Source organism: Phenylobacterium immobile (ATCC 35973), from assembly GCF_001375595.1.
GTDB classification, from domain to species: domain Bacteria; phylum Pseudomonadota; class Alphaproteobacteria; order Caulobacterales; family Caulobacteraceae; genus Phenylobacterium; species Phenylobacterium immobile.
Map to the genome: position 1 here is coordinate 1,585,017 of NZ_CVJQ01000001.1, position 17,268 is coordinate 1,602,284.

A 17,268-nucleotide genomic window follows, 5' to 3' on the forward strand; every position below is an offset into this window, starting at 1 on the left:
CATCGAGCGCTCGGCCAACGCGAGCCTGATCGCACATGCCTGCGACGTCAACGAGCCGAGCCGCCACGGAGGGGAAACATGAAGATTGTTCGCTATCACGAGAAGGGACCGCCCGAAGTCATGAAGGTGGAGGATGCGCCGACGCCAGAGCCCGGTGCGGGTGAAGTCCTCTTCAAGATTGAGGCCTGCGGCATCTCCTACGGTCAGACTCTGCAGCGGGGAGGCCGGCACTATCCGGTGCCGATCACCCTGCCGCACGCGCCGGGCGGAAGCGTCGCCGGCGTTATCGAGAAAGTCGGCGAGGGCGTCGATAAAGGCCTGGTTGGTAAGCGCATGTTCGGCCGCGTCGCCGCCGGCGGCTACGCCGAATACGGCGTTGGCCCGGCCCAGGGCTTGATCGAAATTCCTGATGGCGTTTCCAGCGCCGACGTCGTGGCTTGCCTCAGCGACGGCGTCACGGCCTCCCTGATCCTCAACAAGGTCGGCCAATTGGCCCCTGGACAGTCGGTGTTCGTGCCGGCCGCCGCGGGAGGGCTTGGCTTCGTCGCTGTACAATTGGCCAAGCTCTATGGCGCGGGCCGGGTGATCGGCGCCGCCAGCTCCGAGGCGAAACGTCAAGTGGTGCTGGCCCTCGGCGCGGATGCGGTGGTCGATTACACGCAAGAGGGCTGGTCGGCCCAGGTGAAGGAAGCCAATGGCGGCGAAGGCGTTGACCTAGCGCTTGAGATGACCGGCGGCCCGGTGTTCTACGAGACCTTGGATGCAGTGAAGCCCGGTGGCCGAGTGGTGAACTACGGCAACGCCAGCGACACGGATTCCCCGATCAATCCGCGCGTCCTGCTGCGCAAGAACCTGACGCTCTCGGGCTTCATGGGCGGCCCTTATCAGGTGTTCGCCCCACAATACCGCGCCGAAGTTCTGGCGTTCCTAAAAGACGGCCGCCTGAAGGCCCAGCATCAGACCTACAGTCTGGAAGATGCGCCTAAGGCCCATGCGGCCATCGAAAACCGGACATCCACCGGCCGGCAGATCCTCACGCCGCACGGCTGAGCCAGATCAGGCGCTACGCGGTTTCGCCCGCGTAGCGCCGCTCGGCCCGGCTGCTGATCCGCGTCAATACCTCGTGGGCGACGGTGCGCGCGGCGGTGGCGAAGTCGTCCAGCAGTGCGTGCTCGCCGAGAAGTTCAACGCTGTCGCCGATCGCCACATCGGCGGCGCCGATCTCGATGGCGAGGATATCCATATTGATGATCAGGATCGGCCTGGCCGCGCCGGCCAACCAAGCGTAGGCGCCGCGCCGGGCGTCGCGGATCATGCCGTCGCTATAGCCGGCGGCGACGATCGCGCATCGGAGGGGCCGGTCGACCGTATAGTCGCCGTAACCCAGGCGATCGCCAGCGCCGAGGCTCCGGATATCGACCACCGGCGCTCTGAGCGTGGCGACCGCTTTCAGTCGAGGGTGGGGCCTCTCCAGAGGCCCGCCGCCGTACAGGCTGACCCCAGGCCGCACGAGGTCGAAGCGGTAGTCCTCACCCAGGAACGCGCCGGCCGAGGCCGCGAGGCTCGCCCGGGCGGTCGGGAAGGCTGCGCGTATGGCGCGAAATCGAGCGAGCTGGCGAGCGTTGTTGGGGTCGGTCGGTGTCGCGGCGGCGCCGAGGTGGCTCATCACGAGGCTGATCTGCGGGCCATCTCCGCTCTGGGCGACCTCGATCGCTTCGGCGACGGTCAATCCTTGCCGGTTCATCCCTGTGTCGACGTGCAGGGCCATGCGCGGCGCGGCGCTCCACTCGCGCACGGCGCGGACCTGCGCCGCCGAAGCGAGCGCCGGCGTCAAGGCTGAGGCCTCATAGCGCGCGCGCGCGGCCGCGGCGAAGCCATCCAGGACGTAGATCTCGGCGGGCCGGTCTCCGCCAAGGGCCACCCGCAGCCGTTCGCCCTCGTCCAGTCGCGCGACGAAGAAGGACCGAGCCCCTTCAGCCCAGAGCCGTCGGCCCACGGGGCCTGCGCCCAGCCCGTAGGCGTCGGATTTCACCACGGGCGCGACTTCGGCGCCTGTCGCGGCCTCCTTCAAGGTGGCGTAGTTTTGCGCCAGGGCGTCGAGATCGATGGTGAGGGTGGCGCGGGCGGCCTCGGGCATGGCGGAGCCTAGCGTGGCTCGTAGCGGTGCGGCGGCGCCAGGTTGCCGAATTTGACGATCTCTTCGTTGTACGAGAGCTTCACATTGCCGATCGGGCCATGGCGTTGCTTGCCGATGACGATCTCGGCCAGGCCCTTCACCTTATCCATTTCCTCCTGCCACGTGAGGTGCTCGGGCGTGCCCTCGCGCGGCTCTGTACGGCTGAGGTAGTAGCTCTCGCGATAGATGAACATGACCATGTCGGCGTCCTGCTCGATCGAGCCGGACTCCCGCAGGTCGGACAGCTGAGGCCTCTTGTCCTCGCGGTTTTCGACCTGGCGGCTCAGCTGCGCCAGGGCGATCACCGGAATGGCGAGCTCCTTGGCCAGAGCCTTCAGGCCGCCAGTAATGGCGCTAACCTCCTGAACGCGATTGTCATTGCGATTTCCAGAGTCACCCATGGTGATCAACTGCAGGTAGTCCACGATCAGCAGGTCGAGACCGACGCGGCGCTTAAGCCGGCGCGCGCGGGCCGTCAGGCGGGCCAAGCTGATGCCGCCGGTATCGTCTATGTAAAGCGGCGCATCCTGGATCTCGAGCGCAGCGTCGCGCACGCGGCCAAACTCCGAGGCGTCGATCTCGCCCTTGCGCAGCCGATCGCCTGACACGCCTGACACTTCCGCCAGCAGACGCATGGCCAGCTGGTCGGCCGACATTTCCAGTGAGAAGAAGGCGACGACGCCGCCGTTCACTGTCTTTCGGGTGCCATCGGGTTGCGGCTCATAGGCGTAGTGCCGGGCGACATCGAAGGCGATGTTGGTGGCCAGGCCGGATTTGCCCATGGACGGGCGAGCAGCGATGATCACCAGGTCGGAGGGATGCAGGCCGCCAATCTTGGCGTCGAGGTCGATCAGCCCGGTGGAAAGGCCGGCCAGCGCTCCGTCTCGGCTATGGGCTTCGGCCGCCATCTGCACCGCGCCGGCGAGCGCGTCGGCGAAGGTTGTGAAGCCCTGGCTCACTCCCCCGGTTTCCGCCAGTTCGTAGAGGTCTCGCTCGGCGCGTTCGATCTGATCCTTGGCGGACAGATCGGCCTCTCCTTGCGTGGCCAGGGTGGAGATGTCGCCGCCAATGCGGATCAGGTCGCGGCGCAGCGCCAGATCGTAGATGGCGTCGGCGTAGTCGCGGGCGTTCGCTGCAGGTGGCGCGCGATCGACCATGGCGGCCATGTAGCGCACGCCGCCAAGCGCCTCGAAGGCCGGGTCTCGGGCGAACTGCTCGGCCAACAAAATCGGCTCGGCCAACTGGCCTTTTCGGATGTTGTTCTCGATGGCGGCGAACAGGCGTTGATGAAACGGCTCAAAGAAGTGGCGCGCAGCAAGGTTATCGCTCAGGCGCTCGAAAGCGGCGTTGTCGTAAAGCAGCACACCCAGCAAGGCCTGCTCAGCTTCGAGGTTGGCGGGCGCTTGCGCGATCTCGGGGGTCGCCTCTTGCGGGCGCAGGTCTAGGGCGGGAGCGAGGGCCATTCCGACATCGATATCGGAAGGCGCGGGCCTCGCACTTCACAAGAATCAGCCGTCCACAGTCGTCCGCGGCGCCTGTGGATGAAACGGCGCGCCGCGGCCTCAGCGCGCCGTCAGGGCGTCGCGCATCCAATCGATCATCGCCTGCGCCGCCGGCCCCGGGGTCACGGTGCGCGAGATCGCGGCCAGGCCCTCGGGAAAGACCGCGAAGCCCGTCGGCGCCACCAGGACATTGGCGCGCAACTCGCGGCGGATCAGCCGACGGTCGACGAGGGCCACGCCCTGGCCTGTGATCGCCGCCTCGATGGCCAAGTGGCTGTGCGGGAAGGAGAGACTATGTTCGGTCTCCAGGCGCACGCCGGACCGCTCGCTCCAGAGGTCCCAGGCCCGCGAGGTGAAGTCATGGTCGATGCGTACCGGCGCTCGCAGGCTGTCGGCGCTCCGCTCGACCGGATAGTCCGGGGCGCAGACCAGGCCGAAGGCGATAGGGGCGAGTGGGATCGCGCGACCTTGTGCGCCGGCGTCGAAGCCTGTGCGATCCCACGCGATCGTCAGGTCGGCGTCTGCGGTCTTTAGCTCGCGCGCGCTGGTCATCGACAGCCGGACCTGGATGTCGGGGTGCGCGCGGGTGAAAGCGGCCAGGTTCGGCGCGAGCCAGCGGGTGGCGAAGGTGACGCTGCAGGCGATGTGCAGAGGCGGGGCGCGGAGATCGTCGACGACCTGGGCGTAACCGGCGGAGAGGTCATCCAGGGCGCGGCCCACCATGGCGCCCAGCATCCTGCCATGCGCGTTGGGCGCGACGCCGGTGCCGACACGATCGAACAGCGGCGCCCCCAGGGTCTGCTGGAGGGCCTGGATCTGTTTGCTGACGGCGCCGTGCGTGCGGTCAAGCTCTCCCGCTGCGGCGCGCACCGAGCCCAGCCGTACGACGGCCTCGAAACTTCGCAGCGTCGAAAGCGGTGGAAGCCGGCGGGCCATGGTGAACTTTCTTCACGAATCAGGGGCGAACTTCGCCATATTCGCCGGCCCCTCCGAAGTTCAGAAGAGCTGATCGCACGGAGGGACGCATGCACAGAGCGACGACCGTAGGAGACGCCGACTACAGCCGAATCGCCGCGGCCTATGACACCTATCGGCGCCCGGACAGCCGCCTCGCCGCGCGGATCGAGGCGGCGCTGGGGTCAGCGCGATCGGTCCTGAATGTCGGCGCAGGTGCTGGCGCCTACGAACCCGCCGCCCGAGCGGTCACTGCCGTCGAGCCATCTGCGGTGATGCGAGCGCGTCGCCCGAAGAGCCTTGGTCCGGCTGTAGACGCAGTGGCCGAAGAGCTTCCGTTCGAGGATCGGTCGTTCGACGCCGCCATGGCGATCTTCTCCGTCCACCAGTGGCGCGATCTGCAGCGCGGGCTGTCCGAGATGCGGCGGGTGGCGCGAGGTCCCGTTTTGATCCTGACCTGCGATCCCACCCAGGTTCAGGACTTCTGGCTTGGCGACTATTGTCCGGAGGTCCTGGCTGTGGAAGCCCGGCGCTACCCGGGGATGGCGCAACTCGAGCGGGCCCTGGGCCCGTTGCGGATCGAGGCGCCGCCCATCGCCCTCGACTGTACGGATGGGTTCCAGGAGGCCTACTACGGCCGCCCGGAAATGTTCCTGGACCCCGAAGCCAGAGACGCCTGTTCGGCCTGGAGTTTTGTTGAACCGTCGGTCATCGCGCGGTTTGAGACTCGCCTTGCTATGGACCTCGCGAGCGGCGCTTGGGACGCAAGATTTGGGCCCTTGAGGAGGCTTCAAGCGTACGTCGGCGCATTGCGATTGGTCACTGCCAGCGGTGTCACGCACCCGGCGGCCTGAGTCTGGTGGGCGCCTGGCTTGGCGCGTCGAGCGCCGACCTCTAGGTCTTCCTGCGGTGAATGAAGCTGTCGATCAGCAGGGCGGTCGAGGCCACCGCCAGGGGCAGCAGGAAGTAGGCGAGGCGATATCCGAGGAAGGCCGCTGCGACGGCCGCGGCGTTCTGGGTGTGCAGCAGCGTAAGTATGGAGCTTTCAAAGACCCCTGCGCCGGCCGGGACGGACGAGGCCAGGCCGATCACTGTGGCGACTGCGTAGGCGCCGACGAAGGTGATGTAGCCCACCATGTCGTCGGGCAGCAGCACCCAGACTATGGCGGCCGCTGTGGCGTTGTCCGAGACGCCAATCACCACCTGGCCGACGGCGGACTTGACTGAGGGCAGACGCAGGCTGCGGCCGAAGGCGTGGATGGGCGCATGTTTGATCGCGCAAAGCGCGACGTAGATGGCCGGCACGCAGACCAGGATAAGCCCGAAAGTCCGTGCGACGTTTGCGGGTGCTGCCGTGCGGGCCAATTCCGACGGCGGAGCCAACAGCATGCACGCGCCGCCCAGGGCTGACAGGCCGACAGCGAAGGCCAAGCCGTTGAAGAGGGTGGTGGCCGCGACCTGACGCAGACCCACGCCGTATCGCTCATAAAACTTGGCGCGAATGGCGCCGGCCACCAGAAGATTTGCGCCAAGGCTGTGGGCGATAGCGTTCGCCAAGAAGGCGCCGGCGAATACGGACGATGTTGGCACCCGGGCGCCTGCCCAGCGCAGGCCAAGTCGCTCGACAAAGCCCATCAGGATGAAGCTGACCGCCGATAGCGCCAAGGCCGCGGCGATGGAGCCAGGGCCCCAGGCCCTCATGGCGCGCAGCACCTGGATCAGGCTGAGTTCATGAAATTCACGCCACAGAATGCCGATCGCGGCGATCAGCAAGACGACTGGCACCAATCTAAGCGCCCACCTTCGCGCCAGCCGGCTAAGCGGCGCGCGGCGATCAGGCAGGGCGGCGGCGAACTCCGTGGTCAGCGGGGTGTCGGGGTCTGCTTGGTCCAGTTCGTAGAAGGCCGAGGGGTCGGTCTTCAACGGAGGCGTGCTGCGGCTCGCGCTGAGGCGTTCGCGAAGATCCGGCTTCTGCACAGGCTGGATGTCTCCCGAGTCCGCCAGGCCTGGCATCTTCCGACCAGACCCTCTCCCTACTTGTGGAACCAGGCTTCACGGCGCCGGTTTCCTTACGTGACACTGAACCTCATCAAGGAGCCGCTGTCATGGCGCAAGACCTGAAGGACTTTCACGGCCGCTCCCTGGCCAACGGCCCGCTTGATCGGAAGCCGTCGACCCTGGCCGAGGATTTCGGCCAGGCGGACTATTCCACCGAGTACGGCTACGACCCGCACACCCGAACCGGCTATCGCTTGGAAGATGACGGGTCGGCCAACCGCAAGACATTCGAAGCGCCGGCGTCGAATTACGCGCTGAAGCCAGATCCCGAGGTCGAAGAGCGAACCTTCACTGAGCGCGGCAAGAAGCGCGTCGGGCCGTCGGATCGCGTCCTGTGGGCGGTGATCGTCGAGCGGCTCGAGGACGAGCGCCGTCTCGACCTCAGTGACGTGCAGGTCCTGGTGCAGGATGGCGAAGTCACGCTGAACGGCACGGTGAAGCACAAGGCTGACAAGCGTCACATCGAGGAGATCGCCGACATCGACGGCATCAGCAATGTGCAGAACAACCTCCGCACTCGCGAAAAGAAGGGCTTGTTCTAAGACCTCTGCGCTAGCCAGGCGTCGGCGAGGGCGAAGAACCCCGCCATGGAGATGGTTTCGGCCCGCGCCTGCGGATCCAAGCCAGCCTCCAGGACCAGGGCCTCGCCGCCCATCACCTTGAGGCTGGATCGCAGCATCTTGCGCCGCTGGTTGAACGCAGCCGCTGTTATGCGTTGCAAGGCGTCAAGGCGGGCTGGGTGGGGGCGGTTCGCCAGCGGTGTCAGGCGCACCACGGCGGAATCGACCTTGGGTGGCGGGGTGAAAGCCCGCGCGGGCACATCCATCACCAGCTTGGCTTCCGTCAGCGCCTGAGCGAGCACGGCAAGCCGACCGTAGGCGTCTCCACCGGGCGCCGCGACGATGCGGTCGGCGACTTCCTTCTGAAACATCAGGGTGAGCGAGGCTGGCGTCCAGGGGCCCGTGAGCCATTTTATTAGCAGCGCTGTGCCGACATTGTAGGGTAGGTTCGACACGAGATGGGCCTGACGTCCGCGGACGATCTCGGTCTCATCGGCTTTCAGGGCGTCGCCAAGAATGAGCTGGAAGTCGCCGCCGGCCGCGCTGAGGTCATGCAGGAGCGGCGCGAACCGTGGGTCCATCTCGATGGCGATCACCTTGGCCCCGGTCTCGAGCAGCGCGCGAGTGAGGCCGCCAGGGCCGGGCCCAACCTCGATGACGAGGTCACCATCGCCGACCTCGGCCAGGCGCGCGATCTTGCGCGTGATATTGAGGTCCAGAAGGAAGTGTTGCCCAAAGCCCTTGTTGGCGACGAGGCCATGTGCGGCCAGGGAGTCGCGCAGGGGCGGCAGCGACGCGAGGCTCAAGGCCGGGACCGGTTGAGGACGATCTGATCGGCGGCGCGGATCGCCGCAATCATGCTGTCGGAACGGGCGAGCCCGCGGCCGGCGATGTTGAAGGCGGTGCCGTGGTCGGGCGAGGCGCGAACGATCGGCAGGCCCAGGGTCAGGTTCACCCCGCCCCAGAAATCGAGCATCTTCACCGGAATGAGGCCCTGGTCGTGATAGAGGCAGATCGCTGCGTCGTAGCCGCTGCGCGCTTCCGCATGGAACAGGGTGTCGGCTGGGAAGGGCCCCCTGACGTCGAGGCCAGCCTCGCGGAGAGCGTTCACCGCGGGAGCGATAATCTCGATTTCCTCAAGGCCCATGCCGCCGTCCTCGCCGGCGTGAGGGTTGAGACCGGCGATGGCGATCCTTGGATGGGCGATCGCGAAGTCACGCCGCAGGGCCTCATCCGTGATCCGGGCGACCTTGATGATCGCGGCTTTCGAGAGTTGACCAGGGACGTCGGCAAGGGCGGAGTGGACAGTCACCAGGGTGACCCGCAGGTCCTGCGACGCTAACATCATCAGCGGCCCACGCTCGCCTTCATAGGGCGCGCCAAGCGTCAGTTCACCGAGGAACTCCGTGTGGCCGGGGAAGCCGAAGCCGGCTTCGTAGAGCGGCGCTTTTGCGATCGGCGCGGTGACAACGCCCGCGGCCGCGCCCGAGAGCGCCAAGCCGACAGCGACTTCGATCCACTGGACGATGGGGCCAGCGGCGGCGGAATTCGGCTTGCCGGCGATGACGGGCGCTGAAAGCGGTAGATCAAGGACCGGCAAGGCGTCAGGGAAGATGGCTGCGGCCTGATCCGGGCCGCTGATCCGACGCAAAATCGAAGCGCCGTCGCCTGATGCTGAAGCCAGGGCGTTGAAGTCGCCGACGACGAAGAAGGGCCGAGATTTCGCGCGCAGCGCCCGCCAAGCCTTGACGATGATCTCCGGACCAATCCCCGCAGGGTCGCCCATGGTGAGGGCGAGAGGCGCCGGCGCCATGGTTAGCGGGTCTCGATCGTCGCCGAGTTGCGCAGGTCGCGCATGTAGCGGCGCGAAACCATGCTGATCTGCTGGCCGTAGAGACGGTTTTCAATCTGGTCGTGATCGGGCACGCCTTCTCCGGTGATCTGCTTGCCGCAGACGGCGACCAGGTGAAGGCCCGCCGCTGTGCGGATTGGATCCGAAACCTGGCCGACGGCGAGGGTCTCTGCGGCGTCCTTGAACTGTGGCGCGAGGTCGGCGACCTGCGCTTCGCCCAGATCGCCCGCGACCACGCCAGGTACCTTGGCGGCCTCGGCCTCCAGGTTCGAACAGCTGGTGATCTGGGTCTTCAGCGCCATCAGCTTGTCGCGGGCGGCGGCCTCCAGCTGGGGGCTCGTGCCTGGGGGCAGGGCGAGGGCCGCCTGTTTAAGATTGACCATCAGACCGCCGGCGCCGGCGCGCTTGTCGCGTAGGTAGAGGATGTAGACGCCATCGCGAACCGGGATTGGCTGCGACAACTGACCCGGTCGGAGCTGTTCGAGCGCGGCGTCGACCTCAGGCGCCATCTCGCCTTGCGACACCCATCCCGCATCGCCGCCCGAGGCGGCGGTTGGCGACGATGAGAATTGCCGGGCCACGGCGGCGAACGGGGCGCCTTGCTGCAGTTGGGCGACCAGTTGGGTCGCGCCGCGCATGGCTTCAGGCATGCCGCCCGTGCGGTTGGCGTCGATCAGGACTTCGGCGATCTGGTATTGCGGCTTTGCAGCGGAGGCGGCCAGGCGTTGTTGGGTCGCCTTGATCTGGTCTTCGCCGACGCGCAGGCGGCTGCCGTAGCGTCCGTTGATCCAACGCTGCCAGCTCATCTGCGCACGGATCTGCTGGCGCAGGGAATCAGGCGAGACGCCTTGCTTGGAAAGTTCTCCGACGAACTGGTCGCGGGTGAGGTTGTTGGACTTGGCGATGCCGTCCAATTCCTCGTTCACCTCGGCGTCGGTCGCGACAATGTCGATCTTCTGGTCGCGTTCGACGCGACGGAGTTCCTGCAACTGGAGGCGCTCATCGATCAGTGACACCAGCGATTCACGCTGGATCTGCGGGAGGCTTTCTTGGGTCGGTTGAACGCCACTCGTGACCATCAGCAGGCGCATTCGCATCGCCAGGTCATAGGTCGAGATGATGTCGTCGTTGACCAGCGCTGCGACAGACTCGCTGAAGGCGTTCGCCCGGGGGGCTGGCGCAAGCGCCGGTGTCGGGGCGGCAGGAGCGGTGGCCACTGGCCGGGCCGGGGGCGCAGCCTGAGCGCGGGCGATCACGGGGGCGGCGACGCTGCTCAGGAGCACACAGGCCAGGATCGCGCCGAACCGGGGGTCCGTGCCGAAACGCGCATCGATCATGGGTAGGGTCATTCCTCGGAAGGGCGTCTTTGCGCCCACTAGAGGCTTCAACGCGATCTTATCTGCCATAGATTGGTCCGCCCAATGTGGCGAGCGTTAGGCGCACGGACACGGAGTCCCGCGGACCGAGCGTCCCGATAACCGTGTCTTCTTGACGATAGACCACGTCAACCCTGATGCAGTCGTCATGATAGAAGACGCCGTAGTCACGAATGATCCAGGCGTTGGACGACAGGTCGCGATTGCCGTAGGCCGTGACGCCCCAGTTCTTGGTGACGAAGACATCGCCGCCAATGTCCAGGTTTTCCCGCCGGCGGCCGTTGATATCCAGGTCATCACGAAGGTAGCGGACATAGCCTGAGCCGCGCTTGGTCGAGACGTTGGCTCCGGCTTCGACGCGACGCAGGGTGAAGTCGTCGGCGTCGAGGCGCGAGCGCGCGAAGAACGACAACCCAGGGACGGGGTCCGCCGATAGAGCGACCACCCAGTCCGAAGCGCGGCGGCGCAAGCCGGAGCGCTCGCTGAAGATTGTGTTCGGATCGTCGCGGAAGCTGCGGCCGATGGTGGCGGTGGCGCGGCGACCATCGTCCCACATCACCGTCGCACGACCCGCGACATTCAGGCGCGCGCCGTCTTCGTACAGGTCGTAGCCCGGGAACTTGCTGGCTTCGAGCAGGGTCGTCTCGTCAAACTCAAAGGCGACGCTGTCCTCGTTCAGATAAACCGGCGCGCCAGTGGCTTCGCGACCGACGATGATCTGTTTGGCGCGCGGGGAATAGACCGCCTGGATCACGGGCTCCAAGACGACGGTGGCGTCCCCGATGCGACGATAGAACGGGAAGCTGACGTCGGCGCCCAGCGTAGCCAATCCGCGGGTTACGTTGCGGCTGGTGGTGTCGGTCCCGCCGGCGGTCAGGATGTCGCTGAGCGCATAGGCGTCGGAGCGAACGCTCACGAACGGATCGATGCGCAGGCCGGTGGGCGAGATGTAGCTGTCGCGCCAATCCGCCTCGATGCTGACCCGCCGGCTGTCGAGCCCAGCGGCGCGATAGGTCGTGATCGTCGGCGACTGTTCGCGGCTCAGCGAGACCATGCCGCCCTTCAACTTCAAGCGGCCGCCGAATACGTCGCCCACCGGCTCGTACCGGGCCTCGACGAGGGGCGCGATCAGCGGGAACGCGCGGTCGTTGTCGGTTGGGCGCAGGCCCTGGATACTGAAGGCCGCCATCGAGACGTAGGAGCGGTTCGCCTGGCGAACGGCGTAGAGCTGGGAAATCAATCGCCGGTCGTCGGCGATGTAGGGCCCGCGGGTCCGGTAGACCTGCGAAACGTCGTACTTGTCGAAGATCAACTGATCGGAGGCGCGTTCGGCGGTGAAGCCCCACCGCCAGTTGTCATCAAGCCGGAAAGCGCCGCGACCGAGGATATAGCTGCGCGAGGTCCGTTCGCCGAACTCGCGGCCGCCACCATCGAAGTCACGCTCGTAGGTGTAACCGAAGCGCAGGTCCATATCGCCGGAGTAGAAGCGCTTACGGACCCGGGCCTCGACGAAGGGGTTCACCTGGGTGTTGATCTGCGGCGAGATCGTCACGTCGGTATAGGGTGAGACCACCCAGAGATACGGCTGGGTGAAGGACATCCCGCGGCGGTTCGACACCGAGATGTCAGGGGACAACAGGCCGGACGCCCGTTCGGCGGTGGGGTCAGCGTGCCAGAACACAGGCAGGAACAGCACGGGTGCGCCCAGAACGCGGATCCGAGCGTTCTTATAAACAATCACGCGGCCTTTTTTGTCCTGGGTCACGCGGTCGGCGCTGATCGACCAGGTCGGCTTTCGCGGTTTGTCGTCTACGCAGATCGGGCAGGGGGTGTAGATCGCCCGGTTGAGCTCCTGGATGTCCTCGTTGCGGCGAAGCGCGCTCGCGGCGGCGATCTTTACCCCTTCCCCCATCCGCGCCGAGAAGCCGACGGCGGCGCCGGCGTACATCTCATCGTCGAGTACCAACTGTTCGGCATATTCCACAGAGCCGTCGGCGTTGATGATCTGTACATCGCCGTTGGCGCGGATGACGCCAGGGGTGCGCTCATAGATCACGCGGTTGGCCCGAAGAGTCCGCTGATCGTAGCGAATCTCGACCGATCCCTGGGCGGTGACGATGTTGTTCTCGTCGTCTTGGACCAGTTCGTCGGCCTCGATGAAGACCTCACCCTTGGACAGTCCATCCGAAGGCGGCTCGACGAGCGTAGGCCGCGCGGTCGGGAATTGTGGGGGCTTCTCCGACGCCGACTGGGCGAGGGCGGCCTGCGACCAGAGCGCCGCGATCGCTGCGCCGGCGAGCAGCGCGCGCTTGGCGGCGGTAGACGGCGAGGGTCGTCGCGACCTTGTTCCGCTCATGATCCCCTATCGCAGCGAGGCTTGGTGACGGCGCGGTCCTCTTTCAGGCGGCGCGCTCTCAAGCCGAGGGGCCTGCATAGCCGGCCAAGAAAAGGATTCAACCATCTTCGGTGTAACAGAGGAGCGTCACGCCTGCGAGAAGTGCGGTGACCGCCGGCGCCCAGGCCGCGGCGAACAGTGGAATGATCTCCGCCCGCCCTAGAGCGCCTGAAAACTGATTGAAGAAGAAGACGGCGAAGCCGATGGCCACGCCCGCGCCCGCCAGTCCGGCCAACCCACCGAGACGGGTCAGCCTGAGCGAGAAGCCGGCGGCGAGAATCATCATGGCGGCGAACAGGAACGGCGTAGCCAGCAGTTGGTGGAAACGCAGCCGGTAACCGGCGGCGGAGAAACCGGCCTGTTCAGTCACGTGAATCGCAGCAGGCAAACGCCAGAAGGCGATCGTCTCGGGCGAAGCGAAACGCTCCATAGCTGCTTCCGCGTCCAGGCCTGAACGGATCGACAGGCTGTCGGAGCGCACCGAGTTCTGTCCAGCGCCAGCCTCGCGCACGTCCTTCAGCTCCCAGAACCCCGGCATCAGGCGCGCTTCGCGAGCCTCCAGACGACGTTTGAAATCCAGCGTTCCATCGGGGCCGCGCTCATAGACGAACAGCGACACCCCATGCAGTCGCACCGACCCTGCAACGATGTCACGGTCGGAGGCATGGATGACAATCTGGCCGCGAGCGTCCCCCTGGCGTAACCAGACGGCGTCCGGGGCGTCGCCCAGGTAGTTCTGCATTAGCTGGGCGCGCAGGCTTTCGAACTCGCCATTGAGGATCGCGGCCATGGGGTTGATGGCGCCTACCGCCACAACGCCAGTGAGGAACGCCGCCGCGGCCGCAGGCAGGATAAAGCGCCAGGCGGATATGCCGGCGGCGCGCATGGCCACGAGCTCGCTGCGCCGGTTCAATCCGGTGTAGGCGGCGATCCCGCCAAACAGGAATACGAACGGCAGCAACAGCTGGATCAGCGACGGCGCGCGCAGCAGCGTCAGGCTGAAGATCTGCCCCACGCTAATATCGGTGCGCACGCCGACGGAGCGCGACAGGTCGACAAATTGAACCAGCAGGATCACCGCTGAAATGACCGCCAAGGCCGCGCCGACGCCGGCGAAGGCGCGCACGATCACGTAGCGTTCGAGCCCGCCCAGGCGGAAGCCGCTCAAAGGATTCACGCCGGGTTGCCCGAGGCAGCCGCCGCGGTGCGACTTGGCTTGCGGCTGATGTCGATGGTGCGGTTGACCTGTTGGCGGAAGATCGTGCGCAGGGCGAACACCGTGGCGGCCAGCGGGACGAGGTATTGCAGGATGTTCATCCAGGCCGCGTCCTCTGCGCCGGCCTGGACGACGAAACCGAGGATGCGGACCACCGCGGCGATCGCGCCGAAGACGGCGATCCGGCGTCCGTAGCCGGTCCGCGAAAAGCCCGCGCCGATGATCGCACCCAGCGCCAGAGCCATAAAGGCGATGTTGTAGAGCGGGGTCGCGATGCGCGCATGACCTTCGGCGAGCAGCCCCAGACGGTTCCGCTTCTCCCAGTCCTGCTGCAGGTCCGGGAAAAAGAGCTCGTGGGGATATCGGTCCGAGGGCTTGTAGTGCACGCGCTCGTCCGTCCGGCTGAGGCTGGTGAGATCGAAGATATACTCATCGAAGGTCAGGTAGTTCAGGACGCCGCGCTCGGAAAATTCCTGGTTGGACCCTTTGAGCATCACCATGACAGGCCGGCCCTGACGGGTCGCCATGTGGCCGGATTCGGCGGTGTAGGTGGTGGCCGTTCCGCCGTCGCGTTCCTGGTGGATGAACAGATTAAGGAACTCGCCGGCCCCATCGACTGACTGTGCGTAGACAGTCAGTCCAGGGGTCGGCTCAACGAACGCCCCGGGTCTTACAAGGGTGGCGGCTAGATCGGTGCGTATCTCGAACAATTCGGCGCGCATCGCACGCAGGCAGGCGGGTTGGACAAAAAGGTTCATCAGCAGGGCCAGCAGGGCCACGGTCGCCCCAAGCCGCAGGCCCGGAGAGATGACCCGCCACCGGCTCATGCCGCCCGCGAAAGCGACCACGATTTCCTGCTCGGTGTGCAGGCGGTTGAGCGCCACGAGGGCCGCGACGAAGAGCGCGATCGGCAGGACGATGTTGATCAGCTGCGGCATGGCCAGCAGCGTGACCTTCAGGAAAACAAGTGCGCTCTGGCGCTGATTGACCATGAGGTCGAGCGCCGACAGGCTCTGGCTCAGGAGCGCCACGCCCGTCAGCGCCGCGGTGGCCAGGAGCGTCGGCCCCAGGAGCTGGCGCAGAAGATAACGGTCGATCAGGCGCACCGGTTAAATACGCTCACCTTGCGGATTTTGACGCGCCCCGAGCGCGATGCTGTTCTAAACCATGCGTTCGAAGCGCGCACGGCGGACTGAGCAGGTCAGATACGCCGACGCCGGCGCCGCGTGAAGCGGGACCTTAAGAGCATAAGAAGGATGGCCCATGGAAATTGAGTTCGTCGCAAGCGGAGCGCCGACGCCGGCGAAGACCGCTCTGGTCCGTATCGTCCTGGAAGGCGCCGTGCTTGAAGGCGCCCAGGCTCAGGCCCAGGCGGCGAGCCGGTTCACCGGCCAGAAGGGACAAATCCTGGATTTGCTGGCGCAGGACGCCTCAGGCGCGGTCCGCGTCGTGGTCGTCGGCGCAGGCAAGCCGGATGGCTTCGACGCCCTGGGCGCGGAGCACGCGGCGGCTTCGGCCTACCATGCGGTGAAGCTATCGGGACTTGAAGCGCTGCGCGTCGAATTACCGTCTCAGGACGTGAACTTGGCGGCGCACGCGGCGCTGGGCCTGCGTCTGGCGAGCTACCGGTTCGACAAGTACCGCACTAAGGAAGCCGCGGAGAAAAAGCCGACGGTCAAGGCCGCCCAAATTCTTGTGGCGGATCCCGACGCTGCGCTCGCGGCCTTCGCCGGCCTGGCGGCCGTCGCCGATGGCGTGGCCTTCGCTCGCGACCTCGTGTCGGAGCCAGCCAACATCCTCTATCCGGCGGAATTCGCGCGCCGCGTGAAGGCGCTGGAGAGTCTTGGCCTCGAGGTCGAGGTCCTTGGCGAGGCGGAAATGACCGAGCTGGGCATGGGCGCCTTGCTAGGCGTGGGCCAGGGGAGCGTCCGCGAAAGCCAGCTCGCCATCATGCGCTGGAAAGGCGCGGACGATAAGGACGCCCAGCCCATCGCCTTCGTCGGCAAGGGCGTTTGCTTCGACACTGGCGGCATCTCGATCAAGCCGGCTGACGGCATGGAGGACATGAAGTTCGACATGGGCGGCGCCGCCGCCGTCACGGGGCTGATGTATGCGCTCGCCGGCCGGAAGGCGAAGGTGAACGTCGTCGGCGTCATTGGTCTGGTCGAGAACATGCCCGACGGCAACGCCCAGCGGCCCGGCGACGTGGTCACCACCATGTCCGGGCAAACCGTCGAGGTGATCAACACCGACGCCGAGGGTCGTCTGGTCCTGGCCGACGCGATCACCTACACCCAGCAGCGCTTCAAGCCGAAGTTCATCGTCAACCTGGCGACGCTCACCGGCGCCATCATCGTCAGCCTGGGCATGGACTTGGCTGGGCTGTTCTCCAACAACGACGAGCTGTCGCAGAACCTGTTGGACGCCTCGACCGCCGAGGCCGAGCCTCTGTGGCGGATGCCGATGCCGGCGCAATATGACCGCAACATCGACTCGCCCATCGCCGACATGAAGAACGTCGGCGCCCGGCCGGGCGGCTCGATCACCGCGGCCTTGTTCATCCAGCGTTTCGTCGAGAACAACCTGCCTTGGGCGCACCTGGACATCGCCGGGACCGCCTGGCGCAAGAATGGCGCCGTGCCCACCAGTCCTGAAGGCGCCACCGGCTACGGCGTGCGGTTGCTCAACCGCATGGTGGCCGACAAGTACGAAGGCTAGTTCGAGATGCCGGCGGAGGTCTGGTTCTATCACCTGGAACGCACCGGGCTGGACCAGGCCCTGCCGGAGCTTCTCGAGAAGACTCTCGGCCGGGGGTGGCGAGCGGTCGTGCGGGCGCGCCAACCTGAGCGGGTCGCCGCGCTCGACTCCTGGCTCTGGACCTATCGCGACGAAAGTTTCCTGCCGCATGGCCCGGACGACGAACCGGGCGCATCGCGCCAACCGATACTGCTGACCACCGGTTTCGAGAACGCCAATGGCGCGCAGGCTCTGTTCCTCATCGATGGGGCCGAGGCGGGCGCAGTGGAGGGCTATGAGCGGTGCCTGGTCCTTTTCGACGGCGGCGACGAGGCGCAGTTGGCGGTCGCTCGCGCGCAGTGGAGCGCGCTCAAGCGCGAGGGCCTGAACCTCTCCTATTGGCGCCAGATGGCGCGTGGCTGGGAGAAGCAAGCCTAGGCGTC

15 protein-coding genes are annotated in these 17,268 nt (G+C 66.3%); 5 read left to right on the forward strand and 10 right to left on the reverse strand.

Annotated features, from left to right (window positions below):
- Nucleotides 1-78: 78 nt before the first annotated feature.
- On the forward strand, nucleotides 79-1,050 hold the full coding sequence (locus tag BN1313_RS07675) for a quinone oxidoreductase family protein (RefSeq protein ID WP_091738613.1): 972 nt from the start codon (nucleotides 79-81) through the stop codon (nucleotides 1,048-1,050).
- 13 nt (nucleotides 1,051-1,063) lie between these two features.
- Here the strand turns inward: BN1313_RS07675 and alr are convergent, their stop codons facing one another.
- From alr to BN1313_RS07690, 3 genes are all read right to left on the reverse strand, one after another.
- A complete protein-coding gene (gene alr / locus BN1313_RS07680) occupies nucleotides 1,064-2,137 on the reverse strand; it encodes an alanine racemase (protein WP_091738616.1) in 1,074 nt (357 codons plus the stop codon).
- Between the two features lie 8 nt (nucleotides 2,138-2,145).
- Nucleotides 2,146-3,639, reverse strand: a complete 1,494-nt coding sequence (locus tag BN1313_RS07685; RefSeq protein WP_091738619.1) for a replicative DNA helicase — start codon at nucleotides 3,637-3,639, stop codon at nucleotides 2,146-2,148.
- A 99-nt stretch (nucleotides 3,640-3,738) separates the two neighbouring features.
- On the reverse strand, nucleotides 3,739-4,614 hold the full coding sequence (locus BN1313_RS07690; RefSeq protein WP_091738622.1) for a LysR substrate-binding domain-containing protein: 876 nt from the start codon (nucleotides 4,612-4,614) through the stop codon (nucleotides 3,739-3,741).
- Between the two features lie 89 nt (nucleotides 4,615-4,703).
- Here BN1313_RS07690 and BN1313_RS07695 point away from each other — a divergent pair, with 89 nt between their 5' ends.
- Entirely contained in the window at nucleotides 4,704-5,486 is a 783-nt protein-coding gene (locus BN1313_RS07695) for a class I SAM-dependent methyltransferase (RefSeq protein ID WP_091738624.1), read from the forward strand.
- A 40-nt stretch (nucleotides 5,487-5,526) separates the two neighbouring features.
- On the opposite strand, the gene BN1313_RS07700 is transcribed toward BN1313_RS07695, so the two are convergent.
- Entirely contained in the window at nucleotides 5,527-6,645 is a 1,119-nt protein-coding gene (locus BN1313_RS07700) for a lysylphosphatidylglycerol synthase transmembrane domain-containing protein (RefSeq protein WP_091738627.1), read from the reverse strand.
- A 92-nt stretch (nucleotides 6,646-6,737) separates the two neighbouring features.
- Between BN1313_RS07700 and BN1313_RS07705 the strand changes: the two genes are divergently transcribed.
- Nucleotides 6,738-7,232, forward strand: a complete 495-nt coding sequence (locus BN1313_RS07705) for a BON domain-containing protein (protein WP_091738630.1) — start codon at nucleotides 6,738-6,740, stop codon at nucleotides 7,230-7,232.
- Here the strand turns inward: BN1313_RS07705 and rsmA are convergent.
- From rsmA to lptF, 6 genes are all read right to left on the reverse strand, one after another.
- Complete coding sequence (gene rsmA / locus BN1313_RS07710) at nucleotides 7,229-8,056, reverse strand: 16S rRNA (adenine(1518)-N(6)/adenine(1519)-N(6))-dimethyltransferase RsmA (protein ID WP_091738633.1); 828 nt, start codon at nucleotides 8,054-8,056, stop codon at nucleotides 7,229-7,231. The genes BN1313_RS07705 and rsmA overlap by 4 nt on opposite strands.
- A complete protein-coding gene (pdxA, locus tag BN1313_RS07715; RefSeq protein ID WP_091738636.1) occupies nucleotides 8,053-9,063 on the reverse strand; it encodes a 4-hydroxythreonine-4-phosphate dehydrogenase PdxA in 1,011 nt (336 codons plus the stop codon). Before pdxA ends, rsmA begins: the two co-directional genes overlap by 4 nt.
- A gap of 2 nt (nucleotides 9,064-9,065) precedes the next feature.
- On the reverse strand, nucleotides 9,066-10,439 hold the full coding sequence (locus tag BN1313_RS07720) for a peptidylprolyl isomerase (protein ID WP_091738639.1): 1,374 nt from the start codon (nucleotides 10,437-10,439) through the stop codon (nucleotides 9,066-9,068).
- A 58-nt stretch (nucleotides 10,440-10,497) separates the two neighbouring features.
- Entirely contained in the window at nucleotides 10,498-12,834 is a 2,337-nt protein-coding gene (locus tag BN1313_RS07725) for an LPS-assembly protein LptD (RefSeq protein ID WP_091738642.1), read from the reverse strand.
- A gap of 97 nt (nucleotides 12,835-12,931) precedes the next feature.
- Nucleotides 12,932-14,041: an LPS export ABC transporter permease LptG gene (gene lptG / locus BN1313_RS07730; protein WP_091738645.1), complete on the reverse strand. Its 1,110-nt coding sequence runs from the start codon at nucleotides 14,039-14,041 to the stop codon at nucleotides 12,932-12,934.
- 5 nt (nucleotides 14,042-14,046) lie between these two features.
- Nucleotides 14,047-15,195 (reverse strand): LPS export ABC transporter permease LptF, encoded by a 1,149-nt coding sequence (gene lptF / locus BN1313_RS07735; protein WP_091738648.1) that lies wholly within the window; start codon nucleotides 15,193-15,195, stop codon nucleotides 14,047-14,049.
- A 157-nt stretch (nucleotides 15,196-15,352) separates the two neighbouring features.
- Between lptF and BN1313_RS07740 the strand changes: the two genes are divergently transcribed.
- Both BN1313_RS07740 and BN1313_RS07745 read left to right on the forward strand, forming a co-directional pair.
- Nucleotides 15,353-16,807: a leucyl aminopeptidase gene (locus BN1313_RS07740; protein WP_091738651.1), complete on the forward strand. Its 1,455-nt coding sequence runs from the start codon at nucleotides 15,353-15,355 to the stop codon at nucleotides 16,805-16,807.
- Nucleotides 16,808-16,813: 6 nt separating this feature from the next.
- Nucleotides 16,814-17,263, forward strand: coding sequence for a DNA polymerase III subunit chi (locus tag BN1313_RS07745; RefSeq protein WP_091738654.1), 450 nt, complete (start codon nucleotides 16,814-16,816; stop codon nucleotides 17,261-17,263).
- Nucleotides 17,264-17,268 lie beyond the last annotated feature (5 nt).